At 42.1% G+C, this 20,928-nt stretch carries 16 protein-coding genes; all 16 read left to right on the top strand.

The features are described from left to right. Positions 1–74 precede the first annotated feature (74 nt). From tagH to tssH, 16 genes are read left to right on the top strand one after another with little or no spacing between them, the layout of a single operon-like run. Entirely contained in the window at positions 75–1,268 is a 1,194-nt protein-coding gene (tagH, locus tag L3V32_RS10835; RefSeq protein WP_237284270.1) for a type VI secretion system-associated FHA domain protein TagH, read from the top strand. An 11-nt stretch (positions 1,269–1,279) separates the two neighbouring features. Next, positions 1,280–1,735, top strand: a complete 456-nt coding sequence (tssJ, locus tag L3V32_RS10830) for a type VI secretion system lipoprotein TssJ (RefSeq protein ID WP_005395676.1) — start codon at positions 1,280–1,282, stop codon at positions 1,733–1,735. 21 nt (positions 1,736–1,756) lie between these two features. After that, positions 1,757–3,082 (top strand): type VI secretion system baseplate subunit TssK, encoded by a 1,326-nt coding sequence (gene tssK / locus L3V32_RS10825; protein WP_104972680.1) that lies wholly within the window; start codon positions 1,757–1,759, stop codon positions 3,080–3,082. An 11-nt stretch (positions 3,083–3,093) separates the two neighbouring features. Continuing rightward, complete coding sequence (gene tssL / locus L3V32_RS10820) at positions 3,094–4,386, top strand: type VI secretion system protein TssL, long form (protein ID WP_237284269.1); 1,293 nt, start codon at positions 3,094–3,096, stop codon at positions 4,384–4,386. Between the two features lie 16 nt (positions 4,387–4,402). After that, on the top strand, positions 4,403–7,921 hold the full coding sequence (tssM, locus tag L3V32_RS10815; protein ID WP_237284268.1) for a type VI secretion system membrane subunit TssM: 3,519 nt from the start codon (positions 4,403–4,405) through the stop codon (positions 7,919–7,921). Further along, a complete protein-coding gene (tagF, locus tag L3V32_RS10810) occupies positions 7,903–8,598 on the top strand; it encodes a type VI secretion system-associated protein TagF (protein ID WP_237284267.1) in 696 nt (231 codons plus the stop codon). The genes tssM and tagF overlap by 19 nt, the downstream gene beginning before the upstream one ends. A gap of 9 nt (positions 8,599–8,607) precedes the next feature. Further along, the gene (locus tag L3V32_RS10805) at positions 8,608–9,402 is read left to right on the top strand and encodes a PP2C family serine/threonine-protein phosphatase (RefSeq protein WP_005398381.1); all 795 of its coding nucleotides are present in this window, start codon (positions 8,608–8,610) and stop codon (positions 9,400–9,402) included. Next, a complete protein-coding gene (tssA, locus tag L3V32_RS10800) occupies positions 9,395–10,513 on the top strand; it encodes a type VI secretion system protein TssA (RefSeq protein ID WP_065646700.1) in 1,119 nt (372 codons plus the stop codon). Before L3V32_RS10805 ends, tssA begins: the two co-directional genes overlap by 8 nt. Positions 10,514–10,528: 15 nt before the next feature. Continuing rightward, positions 10,529–11,059, top strand: coding sequence for a type VI secretion system contractile sheath small subunit (gene tssB / locus L3V32_RS10795; RefSeq protein WP_237284266.1), 531 nt, complete (start codon positions 10,529–10,531; stop codon positions 11,057–11,059). Beyond that, complete coding sequence (tssC, locus tag L3V32_RS10790; protein ID WP_005396386.1) at positions 11,059–12,552, top strand: type VI secretion system contractile sheath large subunit; 1,494 nt, start codon at positions 11,059–11,061, stop codon at positions 12,550–12,552. Before tssB ends, tssC (L3V32_RS10790) begins: the two co-directional genes overlap by 1 nt. A 52-nt stretch (positions 12,553–12,604) precedes the next feature. Further along, a complete protein-coding gene (tssC, locus tag L3V32_RS10785; protein ID WP_237284265.1) occupies positions 12,605–14,116 on the top strand; it encodes a type VI secretion system contractile sheath large subunit in 1,512 nt (503 codons plus the stop codon). 10 nt (positions 14,117–14,126) lie between these two features. Continuing rightward, positions 14,127–14,921, top strand: a complete 795-nt coding sequence (locus L3V32_RS10780) for a type VI secretion system accessory protein TagJ (protein ID WP_104973744.1) — start codon at positions 14,127–14,129, stop codon at positions 14,919–14,921. Between the two features lie 7 nt (positions 14,922–14,928). Next, entirely contained in the window at positions 14,929–15,393 is a 465-nt protein-coding gene (tssE, locus tag L3V32_RS10775) for a type VI secretion system baseplate subunit TssE (RefSeq protein ID WP_012842186.1), read from the top strand. After that, positions 15,390–17,213 (top strand): type VI secretion system baseplate subunit TssF, encoded by a 1,824-nt coding sequence (gene tssF, locus L3V32_RS10770; protein ID WP_046875359.1) that lies wholly within the window; start codon positions 15,390–15,392, stop codon positions 17,211–17,213. The genes tssE and tssF overlap by 4 nt, the downstream gene beginning before the upstream one ends. Continuing rightward, positions 17,210–18,175 carry a type VI secretion system baseplate subunit TssG gene (tssG, locus tag L3V32_RS10765; RefSeq protein ID WP_046875360.1) on the top strand — a complete coding sequence of 322 codons (966 nt, stop codon included), beginning with the start codon at positions 17,210–17,212 and terminating at the stop codon, positions 18,173–18,175. Before tssF ends, tssG begins: the two co-directional genes overlap by 4 nt. Before the next feature lie 10 nt (positions 18,176–18,185). Beyond that, complete coding sequence (tssH, locus tag L3V32_RS10760) at positions 18,186–20,753, top strand: type VI secretion system ATPase TssH (protein WP_124007982.1); 2,568 nt, start codon at positions 18,186–18,188, stop codon at positions 20,751–20,753. Positions 20,754–20,928: the final 175 nt, after the last annotated feature.

Genomic DNA, 20,928 nt, shown 5'->3' with positions numbered 1-20,928 from the left:
ATCTTACTGTTAATAAGAAAGTGACTAATAATAAAATTAAAAATAATATTTAGCAGGTCTTTGGCGAGGTTTACATGAAGTTGGTTTTAACCATAACAAGTTTTCACAAATTTACTCCAGAGATAGAGAGTGAGTTTGTGTTTGAATCAAGTGATGAGCATGCCAAGGTTACATTTGGTCGGTCTGAACAATGTGATTGGACACTGCCAGACCCTGAAAGAGTAGTATCTGGAACTCACGGAGAGCTCATCAAGTTTGGTGATAAATACTTGATAAAAGACTTATCAACTAATGGCACGTTTGTTAATAACGCTGTGACACCTGTGGGCCAAGGAAATGAGATTGCACTAAGCGACGACGATACGGTTAGTTTAGGGGATTACCAAATTTCAGTAAGTATTCAAACGAGCACTGAGGCATTCAATAATCAGGAAAGTAACTTTCGTTCCAGTTCAGAACCTGAAGCATTCTCGAGTTCATCTGAAGCAGAGTTTGTAGACCTCGGCCTTAGTGCCAGTGAGCTTTTGAATGAGAGTGTTCCTTCTGACTTTCAATTAGATATTGGCTTAGTCGATGATTTTATTGATATCCCCAAACCAGAAAAACAGAGTGTAGATCCTACACCTGTACCGGAACCCCCACGACAGCTAGAACGTCAACCAACTCCCAAATTTGATAGTAAAGGGAGCGAGCTTGCGGCGTTCATTAAAGGAGCGGGTATTGATCCAACGATGATTCCCAGCGATAACAGAGAGCAATGGTTTGAACAACTGGGGGAATCATTTTCTTTGATGTTAGTTGGTTTAATGGAAACGCTGCACAATCGAGCGGTATTTAAACAAACAAATCGACTTAGTCATACTGCGTTTCGGAAGTCAGAAAATAATCCTCTGAAGTTCTCTGCGAATTTAGAGGATGCAATTCATAACTTATATAACCGTCAAACTGCAAGTTTCCTAAAGCCAAGTGCAGCCATTAAAGAAGCGTTTAGTGATATAGAAAGTCATGAACAAGCGTTAATGAAAGGTGTTGAGGGTACGGTTTCAAGTGTTATGTCGCTTGTTGAACCTACGTCGATATACTCAGAAGCTTTAGCTAAAGACACGGTTATTAATAAGGTTATTCCAGCAAGGAAATATGCTCAAAGTTGGAAGCGGTTTGAGGATATTCATGAAAAGCTATCCGATGACATTATCAATAAAGAATCTCCATTTTATTTAGAAGATTTCGCTAAACACTATGAGTTAGCATTAAAAAATAAAAGCTAGGAAATAGGGTGATGAAAAGAGTTTATCAGTACATTTTGTTATTAATTTCAATGGTTTTATTTGGATGCTCAGCAGCCAATTTAGTTGTTGACCCATATTCAGATTTAGAAATAACAGCAAATCACAATATTAACCCTGACTCCAATGGTAGGCCATCCCCTGTAGTCGTGTATGTTTTTGAATTAACATCAAATACCCTTTTTGAAAGTCAGGATTTTTTTTCAATTTATGAAGAAAGTGAAAAAGTATTAGGCCCTGATTTAGTGAATAAATATGAAATATCATTAACTCCAGGTCAGAAAGAAACATATCAGGCAAGTATGTCTCCAAAGACTGAATACTTAGGCATTGTCGCAGCGTTTCGAGATATTGAAAATTCAAATTGGCGACAAGTCATTGAAGTGGATAAGACCGGTTACAACACCTATCAAATTCTGTTAGAAGATCTGTCTTTGGTCGTAAAATAACGTTTAGTTGGCTAATTATAAATGACGCAATACTCCAAGACGGCTTGGTGCGAAGGGATGTTTTTACGTCCCCAGCACTTTCAACAACATGAACGCGCAACCTCTCAAGAATTCAAAGGCTTACATCAGTTTGGTGGGGCTTATAATTGGGGGGTTTGGAAATGTCGAGTAAAAGAACATGCATTAAAAGATGGTCTGATTGAATTAGATCACTTTGAGGCAGTTTTGCCAGATATGACTCTGGTTAATACCTTAACAGCCAGCGATTCGGTTGTGCCTTTATTTATTGATAAAGACGTAGAAAATACGTTAGTAAAAATCACTCTTCCCCTTTCAAATATCAAAGGTAAAAATGTTTCTGATGTAAGTGAGGCGATCGTTTCTCGTTATGTACTTAAAGACGTTGACGTTATAGATAATCTCACTGGGCAGGATGAAGAAACGATTCAAGTCGCAGCCCTAAACCTGGAACTGAAAGCCAGCAATGACAAATTAGCGGGTTATGTTGAGTTACCGATTTTGAAAATAAAAGAGGTAACGGCAGAAGGCGAAGTAATACTAGACGATTCGTATGTTCCACCGCTTATCAATTTACTTAGCGACAAAGTTATGTCGGCTTACTTGCGTAACGTTATTGCGATGACAAAGATGCGTGCCGACGTTATTGCGCAGCGATTGATTAAGGGCAAAGCCGCCTCTGCATCTGCTGTTGATTTCATCATGCTACAAATGTTGAACAGGTATGAGGCGATGTTAAAGCACTTTAGTGACCTAGACAGGCTACATCCATTGGAATTAGCTACGACCCTGAAAGGTTATATTGGTGAATTAGCTACGTTTTCTGACAAAACCAAGAGGATGCCAAGCTTACTTACATACGATCACTTAGATGTATCAAGTGTTTATAGCGAATTGAATCAAGTTCTGAGTCAATATCTGAGCGTTGTCCTTGATCAAACAGCAAGCAAACTTCCTTTGGAGCCACGACAATATGGAATTCAAGTGACGCCACTTCCAGATAAGCGTTTACTTGAATCATGCCAGTTTGTGCTTGCGGTCAAAGCTGATACGACAACAGATGAAATCAGACGTTTAGTCCCGGCGCAGCTCAAGTTTGGACCAGCGGAGCAGATTCGTGATCTGATCAACAATCAGATTAATGGCATAAACGTAGCGCCATTGAGTGTAGTACCGAGGCAGATCCCTTACCAAACGGGTTATGTCTACTTCGAAGTAGTCAAGAAAGGCCCGTTTTGGATGAGGCTGAAAGACAGTGGTGGTATTGCGCTGCATTTATCGGGGCATTTTCCGAATGCTGACCTTGAGCTGTGGAGTATTAGTCAATAGGTGTGCTCAGTATGGAACAAACGATCGTAAAACCAACACCGGGTGGAAGAGCGCCCGCACCGAAACCACAATCAGAAAAGTCAGCAGATAATACGGTAGTTATCTCAAAAAGTCCTGAATTGGTGAATAACGATTCAGTGGTTGCTTATGGGAACAACCCTTTATTGGCAGAAGCAAATGGTCTTTTATCTATTATTGGTCAAATTCGAGCGACAGCAACTCATTCTGACCCGTTGTTTCTAAAAGAGACGTTGGCACAAAAACTTAGAGATTATGAGAACCGACTACGCCACCACGACGTTGATTTGGACACTATTGATACGGCTCGTTACTGTTTGTGTTGCTCGTTAGATGAAGCGGTGCTCAATACTAATTGGGGGGGGCATTCATTTTGGAGCCATGACTCATTGCTTAGTTCTTTCTATGCCAGCAGCCAAGGTGGGGAGGCGTTCTTTAAGTACCTTGATAAGTGCATGGCGCAACCAGATACAAATTTAGATTTGCTTGAATTGATGTACGTGTGCTTATCGCTTGGGTTTCTCGGCCAATATCGTTTGGAAAAAAACGGACTGGAGTCTCACCGAAAACTGAGAAGGCAGATTATCGCTATTCTTAAGTCTTACGGAAGAGGGATACCTCAAGAGCTAAGCAATAGTATCGAACAACACATTTTGAATGGCTCTAAGGCTTCCGACAGAGCTCCTCTCTGGGTTGTGTGCTCCGTAACGGCTGCATTATTGGTTTGTATATTTATGTATTTTAGCTATGAGCTAAACAAGGCTTCCAACCGCACCTTTTCTCAATTAGTCAATTTGGTTCAACCGCAACAGCTTAACCAAGATACAACGTCAGAATCAAAATCAGCGCCAATTGCAGAAAGGATCTCTATATATCTGGCAACTGAGATCGGGAAGGGGCTAATCAACGTCGAGCCGTTGCAAGACAGGGTAAGAATTTCGTTAAAGTCGCAAGATCTATTTGAATCAGGTAGTGCTGATGTTGTCGCGTATATCCAACCCGTAATTTCTAAACTCGCTAGAACGTTGGAGTCTACCCAAGGCAAGATCATTGTGACAGGTCATACCGATGATAGGCCAATTTTCACGAGTAAATATCCTTCGAACTGGCATCTATCATTAGCTCGAGCTACTGCTATGTCTGAACAACTTATCTCGAATAGCGCACTAGAAGGTCGAGTCATACCAGAAGGGCTGGGTGATGCAAGACCATTGGTTGAAAACAATAGTGACGAAAACCGAGCTATTAACCGTCGAATTGAAATCGACCTCCTTGTCGCGAATTAATAACAGGTAGATAGAGATGCGTATTAAAGAAATTGGCAGAATATTTACTCAAAGGTGGTTTCTCGGTCTTATCGGTGTCGCTGCTTGTTCAATTTTTATTTGGGTTGTTGGTCCACTTATCACGATAGCGGGATATGAGCCACTAAAGAGCGACTTCCAACGACTCGTCACGATTTTGGTGCTGGTGTTTGTGTGGGCTTTATTCAACGTGACTAAGCAGCACAAGCAAAAAGTTAAAGAAGACGAAAGTATTCAAACGTTACTTGAGGTTGATAGTCAGTCAGATAAAGAAGCGGCGAGTGAAATTGACTTAATGCGCGAGCGTATTGAGCAAGCTGTCAAAGTAGTAACGAAAACACATAAAGGAAAGCGAAGCTTATATGACTTGCCTTGGTATGTGTTGATCGGCCCTCCAGGGACAGGGAAGACAACAGTGTTAAAGCAGTCAGGGCTGGAGTTTCCGTTAGCGGATAGCCTTGGTTCTGACTCTATTGCTGGTGTCGGTGGAACTCGTCATTGTGATTGGTGGTTTGCAAATAAAGCAGTTCTGATTGATACGGCCGGTCGATACACGACACAAGACAGTCAAGAAAAAGTCGACTCTAAAGCATGGCACGGCTTCTTGGGGCTGTTGAAAAAATATAGAACGCAAAGGCCAATTAATGGTGCAATTGTCACAATTAGTTTAGCCAGTGTGATGTCGCAGACAAGAACCGAGCGAAGCCTTCATGCTCGAGCTATCAAGTCGCGCCTTCAAGAACTGAAGAATCAGTTAGGGATGCAATTTCCTATTTACGTACTACTGACCAAAATGGATTTAGTTGCGGGTTTCAATGAGTTCTTCTCTGATCTAAGCAAGGAAGATCGTGAGGAATTGTTCGGTTTCATGTTTCCGCGTGAAGTGGCTGATGAAAGAGGGGTTATTTCTTTATTCAATAAAGAATTTCATGGCATGCTGGAGCGCCTTGATGCGCGAATGCTGAGAATCCTTGAAACTGAAGATGATTTAGAGAAGCGAGCACTTATTTTTGAATTTCCTAAACAGCTAAGGGTATTACAAGCTAACCTTGATGAATTTTTAGCGGAAATATTTGCACAAAATAGTTTTGAAGAGCCAGCCTTGATTCGTGGTGTGTTTATGTTGAGCTCGGTCCAAGAAGGCTTACCAGTCGATAAGTTAATGAATGAATCGACCAATGGACTTGGACTAAATCGCCTCGCTCTAGCAAAAAGCCCAACAGGATCTCATAGTTATTTCGTGAAGAACTTGTTTGATAAGGTTATTTTCAAGGAACAACTGTTAGGAACGGTTAATCGTCACTATCAAAAGCAGTCAGGGTGGATGCGCCGAGGTGTGTACATTGGCTGTGCTTCTCTACTGCTAGGTGCGTCTGCACTTTGGCTTATGAGCTACAAGTGGAATTCTCAGTTGATTGTCGATACCAATGAGCAAGCCGGCCATATTGAAGCAATGATTGGTGCTGAGAGCCTAGATTTTGAGGCGGATATTATCTCAGCCGTAGAGACATTAGACCGATTGATGACGCTTCCTCTAGGAAAGCAAAGCAACTACGGCGATGCTGATTCCGTAAAAAGGTTTGGTCTCTATCAAGGAGATAAAGTCTCACAGGCGGCGAACAATGCATATTCTGATGCGTTGACCCAATATTACGCTCCCTTGCTTCTTGATAGCTTGGTGACGGAAATGGAAAGTAATCAACAGCATCGAGAGTATTTGTATGAAACGTTGAAAACTTATTTGATGTTATTTAATCCAGACAAATACCAACAAGATGAAGTGTTGGCTTGGTTTAACTTCTATTTTGAACGTCAATATCCGGGTGAACTAAATATAGACTTAAGAAAAGGTCTGTTACAGCACACTCAAAATTTATTAGAGAATGATGGACAAGGCTTTTCTTATAATACTGCTGCCGTGACTAATGCTCGCGAGGTTTTGACACAAATGTCTCTACCAGAACGTGCTTACCAGCGAATGAAGATACAATTTTCGAAGAGTCATGTTCCTTCATTTCGTTTGACTGATGTCTTGGGGCCTAAAGGGCTTGAGCAGTTTGAACGAGCGAGTGGAAAGCCGTTATCACAAGGCATTTCGGGCTTTTATACGTACAATGGCTTTCATAGCATTTTTCAGATTCAGATCAACCGTACAGTAAAAAGCCTAATGGAAGAGAACTGGGTTTATGGTGACGATCTTAAGGCTCATGAAATTGATCAAGATAGCGCTATTCAAGGAGTCCAATCTCGATACTATCAAGATTATGTGAATGAATGGAAAACTCTGATCGAAGATATTCAACTTAAGCAGGCTCCGAGCCTAGAGCTTGCAACAGAACAAGCTAGAGTTCTATCTGGAGTTGAAAGACCAATCGAATCGTTGTTGAGGGCAATCCAAAAAGAAGTTGGTTTGTCGAAAGTATCATTGTCAGAAAATCAGAAGGCCACTTCTGAAGTCGCTGGTAAGGTTGCCAAAGTTAAATTTTCGAATACGGCAGATAGACTAGACATGTACTTGCCTGAAGAAAATGGTTTCAATGTTGCACTGCCAGGTAAAGAAGTCGAATCTCATTTTTCGGAGATCTTACGTCTCGGCGAACAAGACTTTGATGATATTCAACAAGCTATGGTTAACTTGCGCTCGTATTTAAGCGATTTATCAAGCTCAGGTAATAATCAGAAAATTGCTTACAAAAGTATTTTAGATGGGACCGTTACACAAGATGTGGCTGCTTCCTTTGCCCGCGCTAAAGAACTTTTGCCTAGGCCATTTAATCAATGGCTAGGTGAACTTTCTCAAGAGTCAGTTAAGTTTGCGGAGAGCGGGTCGAAAGATCATCTAAATCAGCTTTGGGTTACGCAAGTGGTGCGCCCTTATCAACGGACGATTGCGGGTAGATACCCATTCGAGCCAAATGCGAGCAGAGAAGTAAGGCTGAAGGACTTCAAACGTTTCTTTGGTTATGGAGGTACGCTTGACTCATTCTTCCAAGAGTATCTTGAACCGTTTGTCGATACGTCGAAAAGTCGTTGGCGATTAGAAAAGGAAATTGGAGTTCGTCCAGAAACGCTGATGGTCTTTCAAAGAGCGAAGCGTATCAGGCAGTCTTTCTTTGAATCTGATAATTCATTGCGCGTAGAGTTCGGTATGAAACCAGTGTATCTGGATCAGCACATTACTCGCTTTGTTCTAGAGTTAGGTAAGCAAGATTTGGTTTATAAGCATGGACCAGCACGAGCTAAGTCCTTGAGCTGGCCTTCGGGTCAAGACCAGACTCGAATAGTGTTCACACCACCAGAATCTAAACGTGAGATTGCCCATACTTATGAAGGTGAGTGGGGCATATTCAAACTGCTAGATCAATCACTTAAAGCAAGACCAGAATCACGTAAAGACAACATAGTTATGATTGATTTAAAGGGAAATAAGGTGCAACTAGAGCTTATTCCGTCTAGTGCTATTAATCCGTTTTGGTCAAATGAAATGGAGAGGTTCAGATGTCCACGAACCTTGTAACATCAGCCTGGGGTTATATCGGTAAAATGCCTGCAAAAGGCGACTTTGTGAAAGATGGCTTATCACAAGGCTTTTCAGAGCGCTGGCATGACTGGCAGCAGGCTGTTATTGCAGTCAGCAGAGAACAATTGGGTGAAAGTTGGAATGAGCATTTTTTAACCGCGCCTGTGTGGCACTTTGCTCTGGATGTTAGTTACTTAGAAGACTCGACATACATTGGTAGCATGATTCCTAGTGTAGATGCATGCGGTAGATACTTTTTCTTTACTATAGCTCGTGCCGTAAAAGGTGAAGCTGCGCAATATTGGGGGGACAAAGCTTGGACCGAGGACAGTGCATCTCTTGCCCTAGCAGTACTTGAGGACGACTTTGTATTTGATGTTTGGCATAAGAGCATGCAAGAAAAAAACGATTTAGTGGCGAATGTAACAAGTGAAGTGCAGCCTCTTAAGTTTCTTTATCAAAGCCAAATATCTACGATTTTTCATGACCAAGGTGGAGCAGATCAAAGCGCACTTTTGAATTACCTCATTAAAGAAAAATTGAGTAAGCCATGCTTTTGGTGGACTGAAGGCTCGACTCTAGTTGAACCATGTATGTTTATGACCAGCGGGTTCCCTTCTATTGGTCAATTTTCTGCCATGCTTGATGGCGGTTGGAAAAAGTGGAATTGGTAGGATAGAAGAATGAATTGGAACTATTTTACCTTTGCTAAATCGCACGCAGGAAAAGTACGCCCTTATAACGAGGATGCTCTTTTAGATATGACAGAGCAGCATATTTGGGTTGTAGCCGATGGAATGGGTGGGCATAGTGCTGGCGACATAGCAAGCCAGATGCTAGTGGATAGAATCGCGCGCCATATGCAGGATGTCCCAAATACCAATATCGATGATATCCGGAGTGTGGTTCAAGCCGCGAATTTAGAAATTTATCAATACGCACAAAATCACTTAGACGGTAAAACGATGGGAACAACTCTCGTTTTGTTGTTTATCCAGGACGGGTATTACCACTGTCTTTGGGTCGGTGATAGCCGAATTTACCAGCTTAGAAATGGTCATTTTTCTCAAAAAACACGCGATCATAGTCAAGTTATGGATTTAGTCGATCAAGGGTTATTGGCATTTGAAGATGCTGAGTCACATCCTCTTGCAAATGTTATTACCAGAGCTGTAGGGGTAGATGAGAGTATCACTATTGATCAAGTTTCAGGGCAGTTGGCTGACGGCGATCAATTTCTTCTGTGTAGTGATGGGCTTTCTAAAGAATTAACGAGTGATGAAATTCACCGGACATTGTATGCGGACTCAGTAAATCAAGCAGGATTAGCACTCATGCATTCGGCGTTAGTGAGAGGTGCAAGTGATAACGTTACTTGTGCGTTAGTCAAAGTTCGCCAAGCGCAGACGGAATTTGAAGCAGTAACGAGAGAAGACGCGACGATCCCCGTTTTTCTTAGAGGGAGGTCTTATGAATAGTGAGATGTTCGATTGGTATGAACAAGCGTTGACTCCTATATCTCAAGAGAATCCCACAGGTGTTGACCCTAGAGAAGATGTATCGCCACAGTCTGCTTATTACCGATTAAAAGATCAGCGTATGGCTGCGCGAAATGCAGAGCGCAATGCACTTATAGAAGAAGAAAGTATTTATACCCACAGTAACTTATGGCGGGTATTTATTGAGGAAGTACCAGAGATACTTACGAATCAATCTAAAGATTTAGAGTTTGTTGCTTGGCTTATAGAGGCTCTAACTCGATTGTATGGTTTTCGCGGTATGGGCGTTGGGTACAAACTCGCTACTGAGTTCATCGAGAAGTTTTGGGATGATCTCTATCCAATGCCTGATGAGGATGGCATTGAAACAAGAATATCGGCGATTACTGGCCTCAATGGTATCGATAGCGAAGGAACACTTATTTTCCCTATTGCTTGTATCCCGCTTACTGACGTAGGCGTTGAGCAAGCGTATGCCTACTGGGAATATCAGCAAGCTATTGAGTTGGAGCGTTTAGATGAAGATAAGCGCCGAAATCGAGTCGATCTTGGCGCTACAGAGTTATCTGATATTACAACTACAGTTAAATCTACCTCTGATGCTTTTTATCGTGAGCTAATCGCTGATCTGGAGTTCGCCACAGAGTCATTTAATGAATTCAGTCAGCGATTAGATGAAGCGGTAGGTGATGTTACTCCTAGCTCTTATATATCAAAAAGGCTTGAATCAATACACTCGGCATTAAAGCATCTCCTTGGAGAGCGTTTTAATCAACCACAAGCTGTGTTTGAAGAACTAGAGGAGGTGGATGAATCTTCTTCTTCGGAACAACAAGTGAGTTCACAAAGTTCTGATGCACTATTAGCGACAAACATGAAATCACGAGAGCAGGCGATTAGACAATTGCAGCAAGTGGCTGATTTCTTCAGAGAGAGTGAGCCTCACTCACCAGTTTCTTACTCCATCGAACAGATCATTCGTTGGTGTGGAATGCCTCTGCCGGAGTTACTGGCGGAACTTATCTCCGACGGAGATGCAAAGAAAAGCTACTTCCGTTTGGTTGGCATAGCAGAACAAAATGAAAATTAATAAAGGGAGAATGGTATGACGAGTATCCACTCGAAACTGTCACGAGTACGGAAGCCTCGTGTCCACATTACCTATGATGTTGAAACTGAAGGTACAACTCTTAAGAAAGAGCTACCTTTTGTTGTAGGTGTAATGGGTGACTTCGCTGGTCAAAACACTGAAGCGTTGAAGCCTTTGAAAGACCGCCGTTTTATTCAGATCGATCGAGACAACTTCGATGATGTGCTCAAAAAGATGAACCCATCGGTTAAGTTCAAAGTTGCGAACAAGCTTGCGAACGACGATTCACAGTTTGAGGTGGATTTGAACTTTAAATCAATGCAAGACTTTGAGCCCGCTGCGATCGTAAATCAAGTTGATCCACTGCGCCAACTGATGGAAACGCGTAATAAACTGCGTGATTTGATGACAAAAGTTGACCGTTCTGAAGAGCTTGAAAACATCTTAGAGGATGTTTTGAACAACACAGACAATCTGACAAAACTTGCGGGCGAGTTAGATCTTGGCAAGAAAGCGAAGTCAGACAGTACTGAAGGAGCGGAATAATGACGACTGAAGCTGAAAAGCAGTTAGATCCAACTGTTAATGAACAAACAACTTCATTTTTAGATCAAGCTATTGGTGCAACTAAGCAGACAGAAGCCTCTCGTGCTGAAGAGCTAATTAAAACGCTCACTGAAGAAGCGATGAAAGGGACGGTTACTTGGAACAAAAACCTAACGGTAACTTTTCGTGAAGCGATTAATTTACTTGATAAACAGATTTCTGATCAGTTGTCTGAAGTAATGCATCATCCTGAATTACAGAAACTTGAAGGTTCTTGGCGTGGTTTAAATTATCTAGTGATGAACTCAGAGACGAGCTCTACTCTGAAAATTCGCATGATGAGTATGACTAAGAAAGAGTTACATAAAGACTTGAGTAAAGCGGTTGAATTTGACCAAAGCCAGATCTTTAAGAAAGTTTACGAGTCTGAGTTTGGCAGTGCAGGTGGTGAACCTTATGGTGCATTAATTGGTGACTATGAGTTTACCAACCACCCAGAGGATATTGAGTCGCTGCGCCTAATGTCAAATGTAGCCGCTTCAGGCTTCTCCCCATTCTTGTCCGCGGCCTCACCAGCACTATTTGGTTTTGATGAGTGGACTGAACTGTCAAAACCACGCGATCTAGACAAGGTCTTTGAGTCGTTAGAATACGCTCAATGGCGTTCGTTCCGTGAGAGTGCTGATTCACGTTTTGTTAGCCTGACTATGCCGAAAGTTCTGGCTCGTTTGCCATACGGACAAGCCACTGCTCCAGTTGAGGAATTTGGATTTGAAGAGTTCGAAGTAGACCCAGTGTCAGGTATTGCTGTCAATGCTGAGCATAATGACTACTGTTGGATGAACTCTTCGTATGTTCTTGGTGTTAAGTTAACAGACGCCTTCTCAAAATATGGATTCTGTACAGCTATCCGTGGTGCAGAAGGTGGTGGTCGAGTGGATAATTTGCCAACACATTTCTTCATGAGTGATGATGGCGATCCTGATATGAAGTGTCCAACAGAGATTGGTATTACCGACCGACGTGAGGCAGAGCTGGGTAAACTTGGTTTCTTGCCGCTTTGTCACTACAAAAACACCAACTATGCGGTGTTCTTCGGTGCGCAAACCTGTCAAAAACCGGCGAACCACGAATCTCCGGAAGCAACGGCTAATGCGGCGATTTCAGCACGTCTACCTTACATGATGGCGACATCTCGTTTTGCGCATTATTTGAAGGTAATGGCTCGAGATAAAATCGGTAGCTTTATGGAAGCAGAAGACGTTGAGTCTTGGTTGAACCGCTGGATTCTAGGCTATGTAAATGCTTCAGAGGGTGGTGGTCAAGAGATCCGAGCGAAATACCCTCTAGCAGATGCTCGTGTCCAGGTTAAGGAAATCCCTGGCGCACCAGGTTCTTACAATGCTGTAGCATGGCTTAAGCCTTGGCTGCAAATGGAAGAATTGACGACATCTTTGCGACTTGTTGCAAAGATCCCTCAGTCGGGTGGATAAGAAATGAATTGGCTGGTCGTAAGGCCAGCCATACCAAATCGTTATGTTCTAGATGGAAATAGCAGTGTCACTTAACTTTCGCGATCCCAGTAAGCTAAAGCATGAATTCAGCACAGGGGGCTATGCTGAGCTTGATAGCCCGTGGTTGACTCGATTCAATGAATCTTCTGATCTTGTAGAGGCAGCTCGAATTTGGCTAGAAGGTACGCGTTCAAGAGATTTGGACAGTTTTCGTCATAGTGTGATGAACACGATAAACCGAATTGATGAGCTATTAGAATCTCAATTAAACGAAATAATACATCATCCTGAGTTTCAACAACTCGAAAGAGGTTGGATCGGCGTGAGGTATTTATGCGAACAGGTCGACACTCGATCATCAGACTCCGTCAAAGTCAAGGTGTTGGCGGCAACATGGAATGAAGTCAGTAAAGATGCACTAAAAGTCATCGAGTTTGACCAATCAGCACTATTTAAGCTGCTCTATCAAAATGAATATGGCATGGCCGGGGGAGAACCCTTTGGCGTGGTAGTTGGCGATTATCAACTTCGTTGTGATGCGAGTAAAAATTATTTTGATAGAGATCTGTCTGTGCTCAGCAAGATCTCTCAGTCTGCAGCGGCAGCATTCAGCCCGTTCATTATGTCAGCATCGCCGGAGATGTTTGGTGTTGACAGTTTTTCACAGCTCTCTGCGATAAGAGATATTGCGGCCCAATTTGAACAGGCAGATTACGCAAAATGGCGCAGTCTGAGAGACAACGATGATACCAAATTTATTGGCCTGACTGCGCCGAATGTTTTATTCCGTCAGCCATATAAAAGTGATGGTTCGCGCAACGATCAGTTCGACTTTCAAGAGCATGTCTACGACTCTAATCGCGATTTGCTATGGGGGAGTAGTGCGTATTGTTTTGCGGCCGTATCAATTAGAGCGTTTCAGGAGCATGGGTGGTTTACGCACATGCGAGGCATTAAGCAAGGGGATTATAGTCAGGGTATTATCGTCGCTCCTACTAGGAACAAAATGCGCGTTAATGGCAAGAATGACCGTGAAAGATGCCCTTTAAACTTAAAGATCTCTGAGAGAAAAGAACAAGAGTTGTCTGAATGCGGTTTCATTTCTATTTCTCCTGTACCTGAAACCGATATGGTAGGGATGACCTCGAATGTATCTCTCTACAAGCCTAAGCAATATGCAGAAAAACACATTTCAACGAATGCAAAGCTCACGTCGATGTTGCAATACACGTTGTGTGTGTCGCGAGTCGCACATTATCTCAAGGTTATGGGGCGTGACAAGATTGGTGGATATCAAGATTCAGAAAGCCTAGAGCGAGACTTTCAACGATGGTTGCATCAGTACACTACCGCGTCGGATGAAGCATCTGATGAACTTAGGGCGAAGTACCCCTTAAATGAAGCGAAAATTACGGTTCGAGAGAAAAGAGAAACTCCAGGACACTATTACTCTGTTATCCATTTGCGACCGCACTTCCAGCTCGATCAAATGGTATCTAGCATTAAATTAATTACTGAATTATCACCAGAGCACTTGGTGTAAGGAAATAACAATGACCCAATGGAAAAATGCTTTGTCCCAAGGCCAATTGCAACAAGCTCTAGAGCTATTAATTGATGAAATTAAAGCGGCGCCTAAAGATGCAAGCTTGAGAAGCTCGTTCATTGAGCTGCTTTGCATTGATGGAGACTTCGAGCGTGCGGATGAGCAACTTATGCAATCGATCAAATTGTTTCCTGAGTATCTACCTGGTGCAAGTCAGTTGCGACATTTAGTGAAAGCGGCCCAGGCTAGAAAAGATTTTATCGACGGTGCGGCTAGTGCCAAGGTATTAGGTGACGAGGAATTCACTAAAGAGCTTGTTCGCTTTAACCTCGCTCTCAAAAATCAAGACTATGCAGAAGCGTCACACCTAGCGCATAGCATTGAAGAGCATCGTACTATTAAAGGCTTTAACATAAACGGTACAAACTATGAAGATGCTAGGGATATTGATGATCGTTTAGGTGGTTACATTGAACTGTTTTCCACCGCGGGTAACTATTTTCTTGTTCCAATTTCTAGCATTCAAGCGCTAGAAATAAAAGCACCTACCTCTTTATTAGAAAGTATTTGGCGACCTGTAGAGTTTGATATTGACGGACTTGGCGAAGGAGAAGGCCATATGCCATTGACCTATGTTGACTCAGAAACTGACGCACAAAAGCTAGGTCGAGAAACAGATTGGAAACAGCTTGGTGAGCAAGAGTCCTTCGTGGGTTTAGGCCAAAAATGTTGGCTAGTTGGTGATTCAGCCCTCCCAATCTGTGACTTGATTACATTGTTAGAGTCGAAACAAATAGCGTAACAATAACATGTCTTTAACCGTTTCTCTGCTCGACAAATTGATGGATAGTGATCCTTCAACTAGAGATGAAAAAGACTTCCCTACGAGCCAACAACAGATGTTGAACAGCTTGCTTAGAGATTTGGAGTCTATGTTAAATAGTCGTATCGGATGGAAAAACATTCCTGATGACCTTTTAGAGGTTCGCTATTCAATATTGAATTATGGTCTGCCAGATTTTTCCTCGATGCCTTATAGCAGCCAAGAGGGGCAGAATCAGCTTTGTGACATTGTTCATGATGCAATTAAAGAGTTCGAGCCTAGGTTAAGGAATCCTTATGTCCAGATTTCGGACGAGAAAAACGCTATTGATAGGGTGTTGAGGTTACAAATTAGCGCCACTTGCTTAATCGATAACAGCATTCATGAAGTGCGATTCAATTCTGAAGTAGAGCCGGTAAATTTAGGTATGAAACTGAGTAGAGCGAAATGAGTGAAGAGTTTCTCAAATACTATAATCGCGAGTTAGCTTATTTACGTCACAAAGGACAAGAGTTTGGGGAGCAGTATCCTAAGATCGCTGCGAGACTCCGTATCAGTGAGGAGCAGGTTGACGATCCACATGTAGAAAGATTGCTAGAAGGCTGTGCATTTCTAACGGCAAGGATTAGACAAAGTTTAGACAATAGTTATCCTCAGTTCACTGAATCTTTGATGGGGCAGTTATATCCGGATTTTCACGCACCAATTCCATCAATGTCCGTCATTAAGATGAACTGCTCTAGCTCTACTTCCTCTTTTTTTGACGTAGAAGAAGGTGAGCGAGTCGTTATCGGTGCTCCTGGATACCACGAATGCGAGTTTAGAACCTGTTATCCGGTCAGAATGTACCCTGTTGATGTGACCTCTGGCGCTTTCAAAAACGCACCGCTTAAATCGGTGGGCTCCCAATGGGAAAGCCATGCTCATTCAGTTTTGAAAATCCAACTCACCGCCCAAGATGAAGAGACATCTCTGAGTGACATGGGATTAGAACGGTTGCGCTTTTATTTAAACGGGCAATCTCAGTTGACGTTTAAACTTTACCAAATGCTATTTCAAAATCTAATTGGTTTATCTGTCGTTGCGGGTGGCAAAGAAGTTCGTTCTTTAACGAAAAGGCATCTTATTGAAGTGGGATTTTCAGAAGATGAGAAGGTTGTTCCATACAGTAAGAGAAGCTTTTCGGGAGCAAGATTACTTGTTGAGTATCTGCACTTTCCTGAGAAGTTCATGTTCTTTGATATCACTGAACTTGGATTATCAGAGCTAGCTCTTGGAGAGCAAGCTGAACTGTATTTTTACTTTGATACCAATGATGATTGGCTTCCTAAGCAAGTGGATGAAGAGAGCTTGATGGTTGGTTGTGTGCCAGTCGTCAACTTATTTAAAAGTGTTATGGAGCCCAAGCGTATTCTACCAACCGAGTACGATTACCACTTATCACCGCAATACCAGGAAGCCGAGAGTAACGAGGTTGTCTCTATTTCTGACGTAACATTGAGAAACTGGAACAAAACGTATCACAACCTGCCATGTTATCACGCTGGTGAGCACACGCATTATATGAACGCCAGTGAAATTTATTGGTTGATGAGACGTGAGGATAAAAATTGGGCTGGTGGATACGATGAACCGGGCAGGGAAACTTACATTTCTTTTGTTGATAAAAGGCATCAATTGTTCAGTCCAGAGAGCCGAGAAAACTGGCTAATGTACGTTGAAGCGGAGTGCTGCAATCGTAATTTAGCGCAGAAGCTTCCATTTGGAGGCGGTCTTCCAAAAGTCTCTTTGCCGGAAGTAAATGACAACTTCGAGTCAGTTCGTTGTTTAGTTTCTATATCAGAAACCCTCCGGCCAGAAATGGATGAAAGTACACGATGGCAGTTAACTAAGCTTCTAACTTTAAACCACTTTACCGAAGAAGATGGATTAACAACTTTGAAGCAAACTCTGAATCTCTATGCATTTTCTGGGACCGCAGAAACGAAAGCGGTAATTGATGCTTTAGCGAAGTTAGAGTTCGAGCCGACTACAGGCAGAGTAAGTCAGAAAGGTAAAGTTGGTTTTGCGCACGGTATAAAAATCATTTTGACGGTTTCTGATCAAATTTTACCTAAAGAGCAAATCTTCCTCCTAGGTAGTGTTTTATCCGTTTACTTTGCACAATATGCTGAAATTAACATTTTTACGCAGCTAGAAATAAGACTTAAGTCAACGGGAAAACCCTTCCACTTATGGCCTGCATTAACTGGCGATAAGGTGTTGCTATGATCGCGGAGCAATTTTATCGAGATCTAAAGCAACATCCGTTGTTTGAAGCAATTCACCTTATCGAACACGAGATCTTGCAAGCCGAGGCACAAATAGGGACAGATGCTCTACCGAAGCATGAAAAACTAAACCTAAAGGTCAACCCATCGTTAGGTTTTGAAAATGCGCAGCTTTGCGATCTGAAACATATTGATAGCCACAAGCTAGCACTAGAAACTAATCTGATAGGCCTAACGGGTGAGCAGGGGGTGCTTCCTCAGCACTACAGCGAGTTAGCTTTGCATCGTCAAAAAGAAGGCGATACAGCAATGGTGGACTTCTACGATATTTTTAACCATCGTTTACTGTCTCTTTACTATCGATGCTGGCAACTAAGTCAATTGACCGTTCAGTCTCGTGCTCATGCACAGGGATTACGTTCACCTTTAGAAGATTGTAAATCGGCATTAACTGGGCAGGGTAGTTCTTTGTCCCTGCACTATGGTGGTGTTTTTGCTTCACCGACGAGAAGTAAAGCTGGACTAAAAAGTGTTCTTGAATGTTTATCTGGATGCCAAGTAAAGATTCATGAGTTTCAAGGGCAGTGGCTACATCTTGCAAAAGAAGAGCAAACACGTCTTTCATCTCGAACTATGCCAGAAGGGCAGTTTGCTCAACTTGGTTCCGGAGCATCCTTAGGCTCGAAAGCTTGGAATATAAACGCAGGAACAACGATCGAGTTTCTGCCAAAGCACAAAGATCTGGTTAGTAAATTACTGCCTAACCATCCAAATGTAGAAATTATTAAACGTGCGGCTTATGAATTTATTGGTAAGCATAAGCAAGTGAAATGGCAGCTCACCACCAAACATAGTTTATTACCTCAAGTTTGTTTATCAAAAAAACATGGTCAGTTAGGTGTTGGTTCTGTACTTAAAAAACATAAACGCACAAAAGATCGAACCATAACAATTACTATTTAAAGGAAACATAATGGCTTCACTCTCACTTTCAGCGTTGGTCGAAAGATTGTCTCCTCAGGCTAAGGAAACACTTGAACAAGCAGCTGCGATGGCAAGCTCTCGAACCCATCACAGTATTGAAATGTCTCACTGGTTAATGACTATTATTCAACACCCTGCCGATATTTACTCGGAAGTTTTCGACGAATTTGATGTCGATAAAATCAAGGTTGAAACTGATCTTCAAAAGACACTTGAAAAATACAAAACGGGATGTCAATCGGTCCCAGGTCTCTCAGCTCACACAGTGACTGTGATGCAAAATGCTTTGCTATCGGCAACGATTGAATTCAATCAGGAGCAGTTGGATTGCATTCATCTTTTATTTGCCTACTTGTCCGATAATACGTTAGTCAACATGGCTGGTTCGATTAGCCCTGAGCTAAACAAGATAGAACCATCTCGGTTATTGAACTTTAAAGAAAGTAATACGCGTCAATCAGGATCGAATGACTTAGGGAAATCAAACGCGAATTCTGCGCTGAATCAATTTACAACAGATCTTACTGAGCAGGCTAGGGAAGGTAAGATAGATCCGGTTATTGGTAGAGACAATGAAATCCGTTTAATGATCGACATCTTATTAAGACGTCGACAAAACAACCCGATTCTAACTGGTGAAGCTGGCGTTGGAAAAACAGCCGTTGTTGAAGGCTTGGCGCAAAAGATTATTGATGGCGATGTACCTCCTGCTCTACAAAATGTAGCGATTAAGTCTTTGGATCTGGCGTTATTGCAAGCTGGTGCTGGCATGAAAGGTGAGTTTGAAAACAGACTTAAAAACCTTGTGAAAGAAGTTAACGACGCACCACAACCCATTATTTTGTTTATCGATGAAGCACATGGTCTGATTGGTGGTGGGGGACAAGCAGGACAAGGTGATGCAGCGAATATTCTAAAGCCAGCGTTAGCGAGAGGTGAACTCAGGACGATCGCAGCAACAACTTGGGCAGAATATAAAAAGTATTTTGAAAAAGACGCGGCTCTTACCAGACGCTTTCAAGTAGTGAAGGTCGACGAGCCAGCGCCGGAGCTAGCGATCGAGATGTTACGTGGTTTACTTGACGTAATGGCACAACACCATGACGTCCACATCACTAGCCAGGCTCTCAATGCTGCCGTTCAACTCTCAGCTCGATACATTAATGGCCGACAACTGCCAGATAAGGCTGTGTCTGTTTTAGACACAGCCTGCTCGCGAGTTGCGTTAAGTCAATCGTCTACACCGGGAGGTCTAGATGCGAAAAGGAATAAACTAAAAGCCAAGCAAGCTGAGTATGAGCACCTAAGCCAAGAAAGTCAGCTAGGTACACCTCTTGATATGCAGTTGCAAGATGTCAGAAAAGAGATTGATGTTCTATCTAGTGAAATAGTTGAACTAGAGACGCTGTGGGAGAAAGAAAAAGAGTGGGTAAGTGAAGCTAAGTCACTTAGAGCTCAAATAATCAAGGAGGGTTCTGAGACTGCTAGGGACAAGTTACAGGAGCTCGAAAGTAGCCTCTCCGCTAACTCGCAGCCATTAGTATTTTCGCATGTCAATGAAGCGCTTATTGCAGAAGTAATTTCAGATTGGACCGGGATACCACTGGGCAAACTCCAGGATGATGAAATCCAAGCAGTACTGAGTTTGAAAGAGAGTTTGTGTAAACGAGTTGTCGGACAGGAGCACGCTTTGGAAGTCATGTCTGAAGTGATAAAAACTGCCAGTGCACAGCTCACGGATGAGACACGACCAAATGGTGTATTTCTTCTCACGGGACCAAGTGGAGTGGGTAAAACTGAATCTGCTTTAGCTATTGCAGAGAAAGTGTACGGCAGTGAAGAGAATGTCACAACTATCAATATGTCCGAGTTTAAAGAAGAGCACAAAGTTTCCTTATTATTAGGCTCGCCTCCAGGTTATGTTGGGTATGGCGAAGGTGGTGTACTTACTGAAGCCGTCAGACGCAAACCTTATAGTGTGATTCTCTTGGATGAAATGGAAAAAGCACACCCTGGAGTTCAAGATATTTTTTATCAGGTATTCGATAAAGGCTCAATTAAAGATGGTGAAGGTCGCGATATAGATTTTAAAAACACTATTATTATTATGACCGCGAATACAGGGACCGAAACGACGATGTCGTTGTATTCTGATCCTGATTTATCTCCAGAACCTTCAGCACTAAAAGATGCTTTGCGTGACGATTTGTTGGTTGACTTTAAACCTGCATTTTTAGGACGTGTTAATGTATTACCTTATTTGCCTCTATCAAGAGAAGTATTGATAGAAATAACAAAATTAAAATTAGCCAAAGTTACGAATCGCATTCGTAAAAATTACGGCGCTGACCTATTTTTTGATGAAGAACTAATTAATGATATTGTAGACAATAGTAATGAGTCGGGGAGCGGTGCACGTGTGGTACAGACAACCATAGAAAACACATTACTTCCTAAGATTTCTCATGAAATATTGCATGCAATTCTTAATGATAAGACGTTTGATGAAATTATTGTTAAAGGTACAACTAGTGGACTTGATGTCTCAATAGTTTAACATCCTTTACACTCTCAATAATAATTGGGAGTTGGTTCATATTAACTATTATTTTTTATAAAAAACGCTTAAATTAAGTCTTATTTAAAGATATAACAGGGCGTATTTAAAATGAAGTTTTTGATACATTAATCACTAATTATCATCAAACGTCAGATAATTAAATTACTACGAT

Source organism: Vibrio sp. J2-4, from assembly GCF_021728155.1.
In the GTDB taxonomy this organism is placed as follows: Bacteria; Pseudomonadota; Gammaproteobacteria; order Enterobacterales; family Vibrionaceae; genus Vibrio; species Vibrio diabolicus.
The sequence above is the reverse complement of the archived record's forward strand: the minus strand, read 5'-3'. Positions and strand labels throughout refer to the sequence as shown.

Excerpts from the sequence above, each read along its gene's own strand:
- tagH (WP_237284270.1), top strand. The coding sequence starts at position 75 with ATGAAGTTGGTTTTAACCATAACAAGTTTTCACAAATTTACTCCAGAG.
- tssJ (WP_005395676.1), top strand. The coding sequence starts at position 1,280 with ATGAAAAGAGTTTATCAGTACATTTTGTTATTAATTTCAATGGTTTTA.
- tssK (WP_104972680.1), top strand. The coding sequence starts at position 1,757 with ATGACGCAATACTCCAAGACGGCTTGGTGCGAAGGGATGTTTTTACGT.
- tssL (WP_237284269.1), top strand. The coding sequence starts at position 3,094 with ATGGAACAAACGATCGTAAAACCAACACCGGGTGGAAGAGCGCCCGCA.
- tssM (WP_237284268.1), top strand. The coding sequence starts at position 4,403 with ATGCGTATTAAAGAAATTGGCAGAATATTTACTCAAAGGTGGTTTCTC.
- tagF (WP_237284267.1), top strand. The coding sequence starts at position 7,903 with ATGTCCACGAACCTTGTAACATCAGCCTGGGGTTATATCGGTAAAATG.
- L3V32_RS10805 (WP_005398381.1), top strand. The coding sequence starts at position 8,608 with ATGAATTGGAACTATTTTACCTTTGCTAAATCGCACGCAGGAAAAGTA.
- tssA (WP_065646700.1), top strand. The coding sequence starts at position 9,395 with ATGAATAGTGAGATGTTCGATTGGTATGAACAAGCGTTGACTCCTATA.
- tssB (WP_237284266.1), top strand. The coding sequence starts at position 10,529 with ATGACGAGTATCCACTCGAAACTGTCACGAGTACGGAAGCCTCGTGTC.
- tssC (WP_005396386.1), top strand. The coding sequence starts at position 11,059 with ATGACGACTGAAGCTGAAAAGCAGTTAGATCCAACTGTTAATGAACAA.
- tssC (WP_237284265.1), top strand. The coding sequence starts at position 12,605 with ATGGAAATAGCAGTGTCACTTAACTTTCGCGATCCCAGTAAGCTAAAG.
- L3V32_RS10780 (WP_104973744.1), top strand. The coding sequence starts at position 14,127 with ATGACCCAATGGAAAAATGCTTTGTCCCAAGGCCAATTGCAACAAGCT.
- tssE (WP_012842186.1), top strand. The coding sequence starts at position 14,929 with ATGTCTTTAACCGTTTCTCTGCTCGACAAATTGATGGATAGTGATCCT.
- tssF (WP_046875359.1), top strand. The coding sequence starts at position 15,390 with ATGAGTGAAGAGTTTCTCAAATACTATAATCGCGAGTTAGCTTATTTA.
- tssG (WP_046875360.1), top strand. The coding sequence starts at position 17,210 with ATGATCGCGGAGCAATTTTATCGAGATCTAAAGCAACATCCGTTGTTT.
- tssH (WP_124007982.1), top strand. The coding sequence starts at position 18,186 with ATGGCTTCACTCTCACTTTCAGCGTTGGTCGAAAGATTGTCTCCTCAG.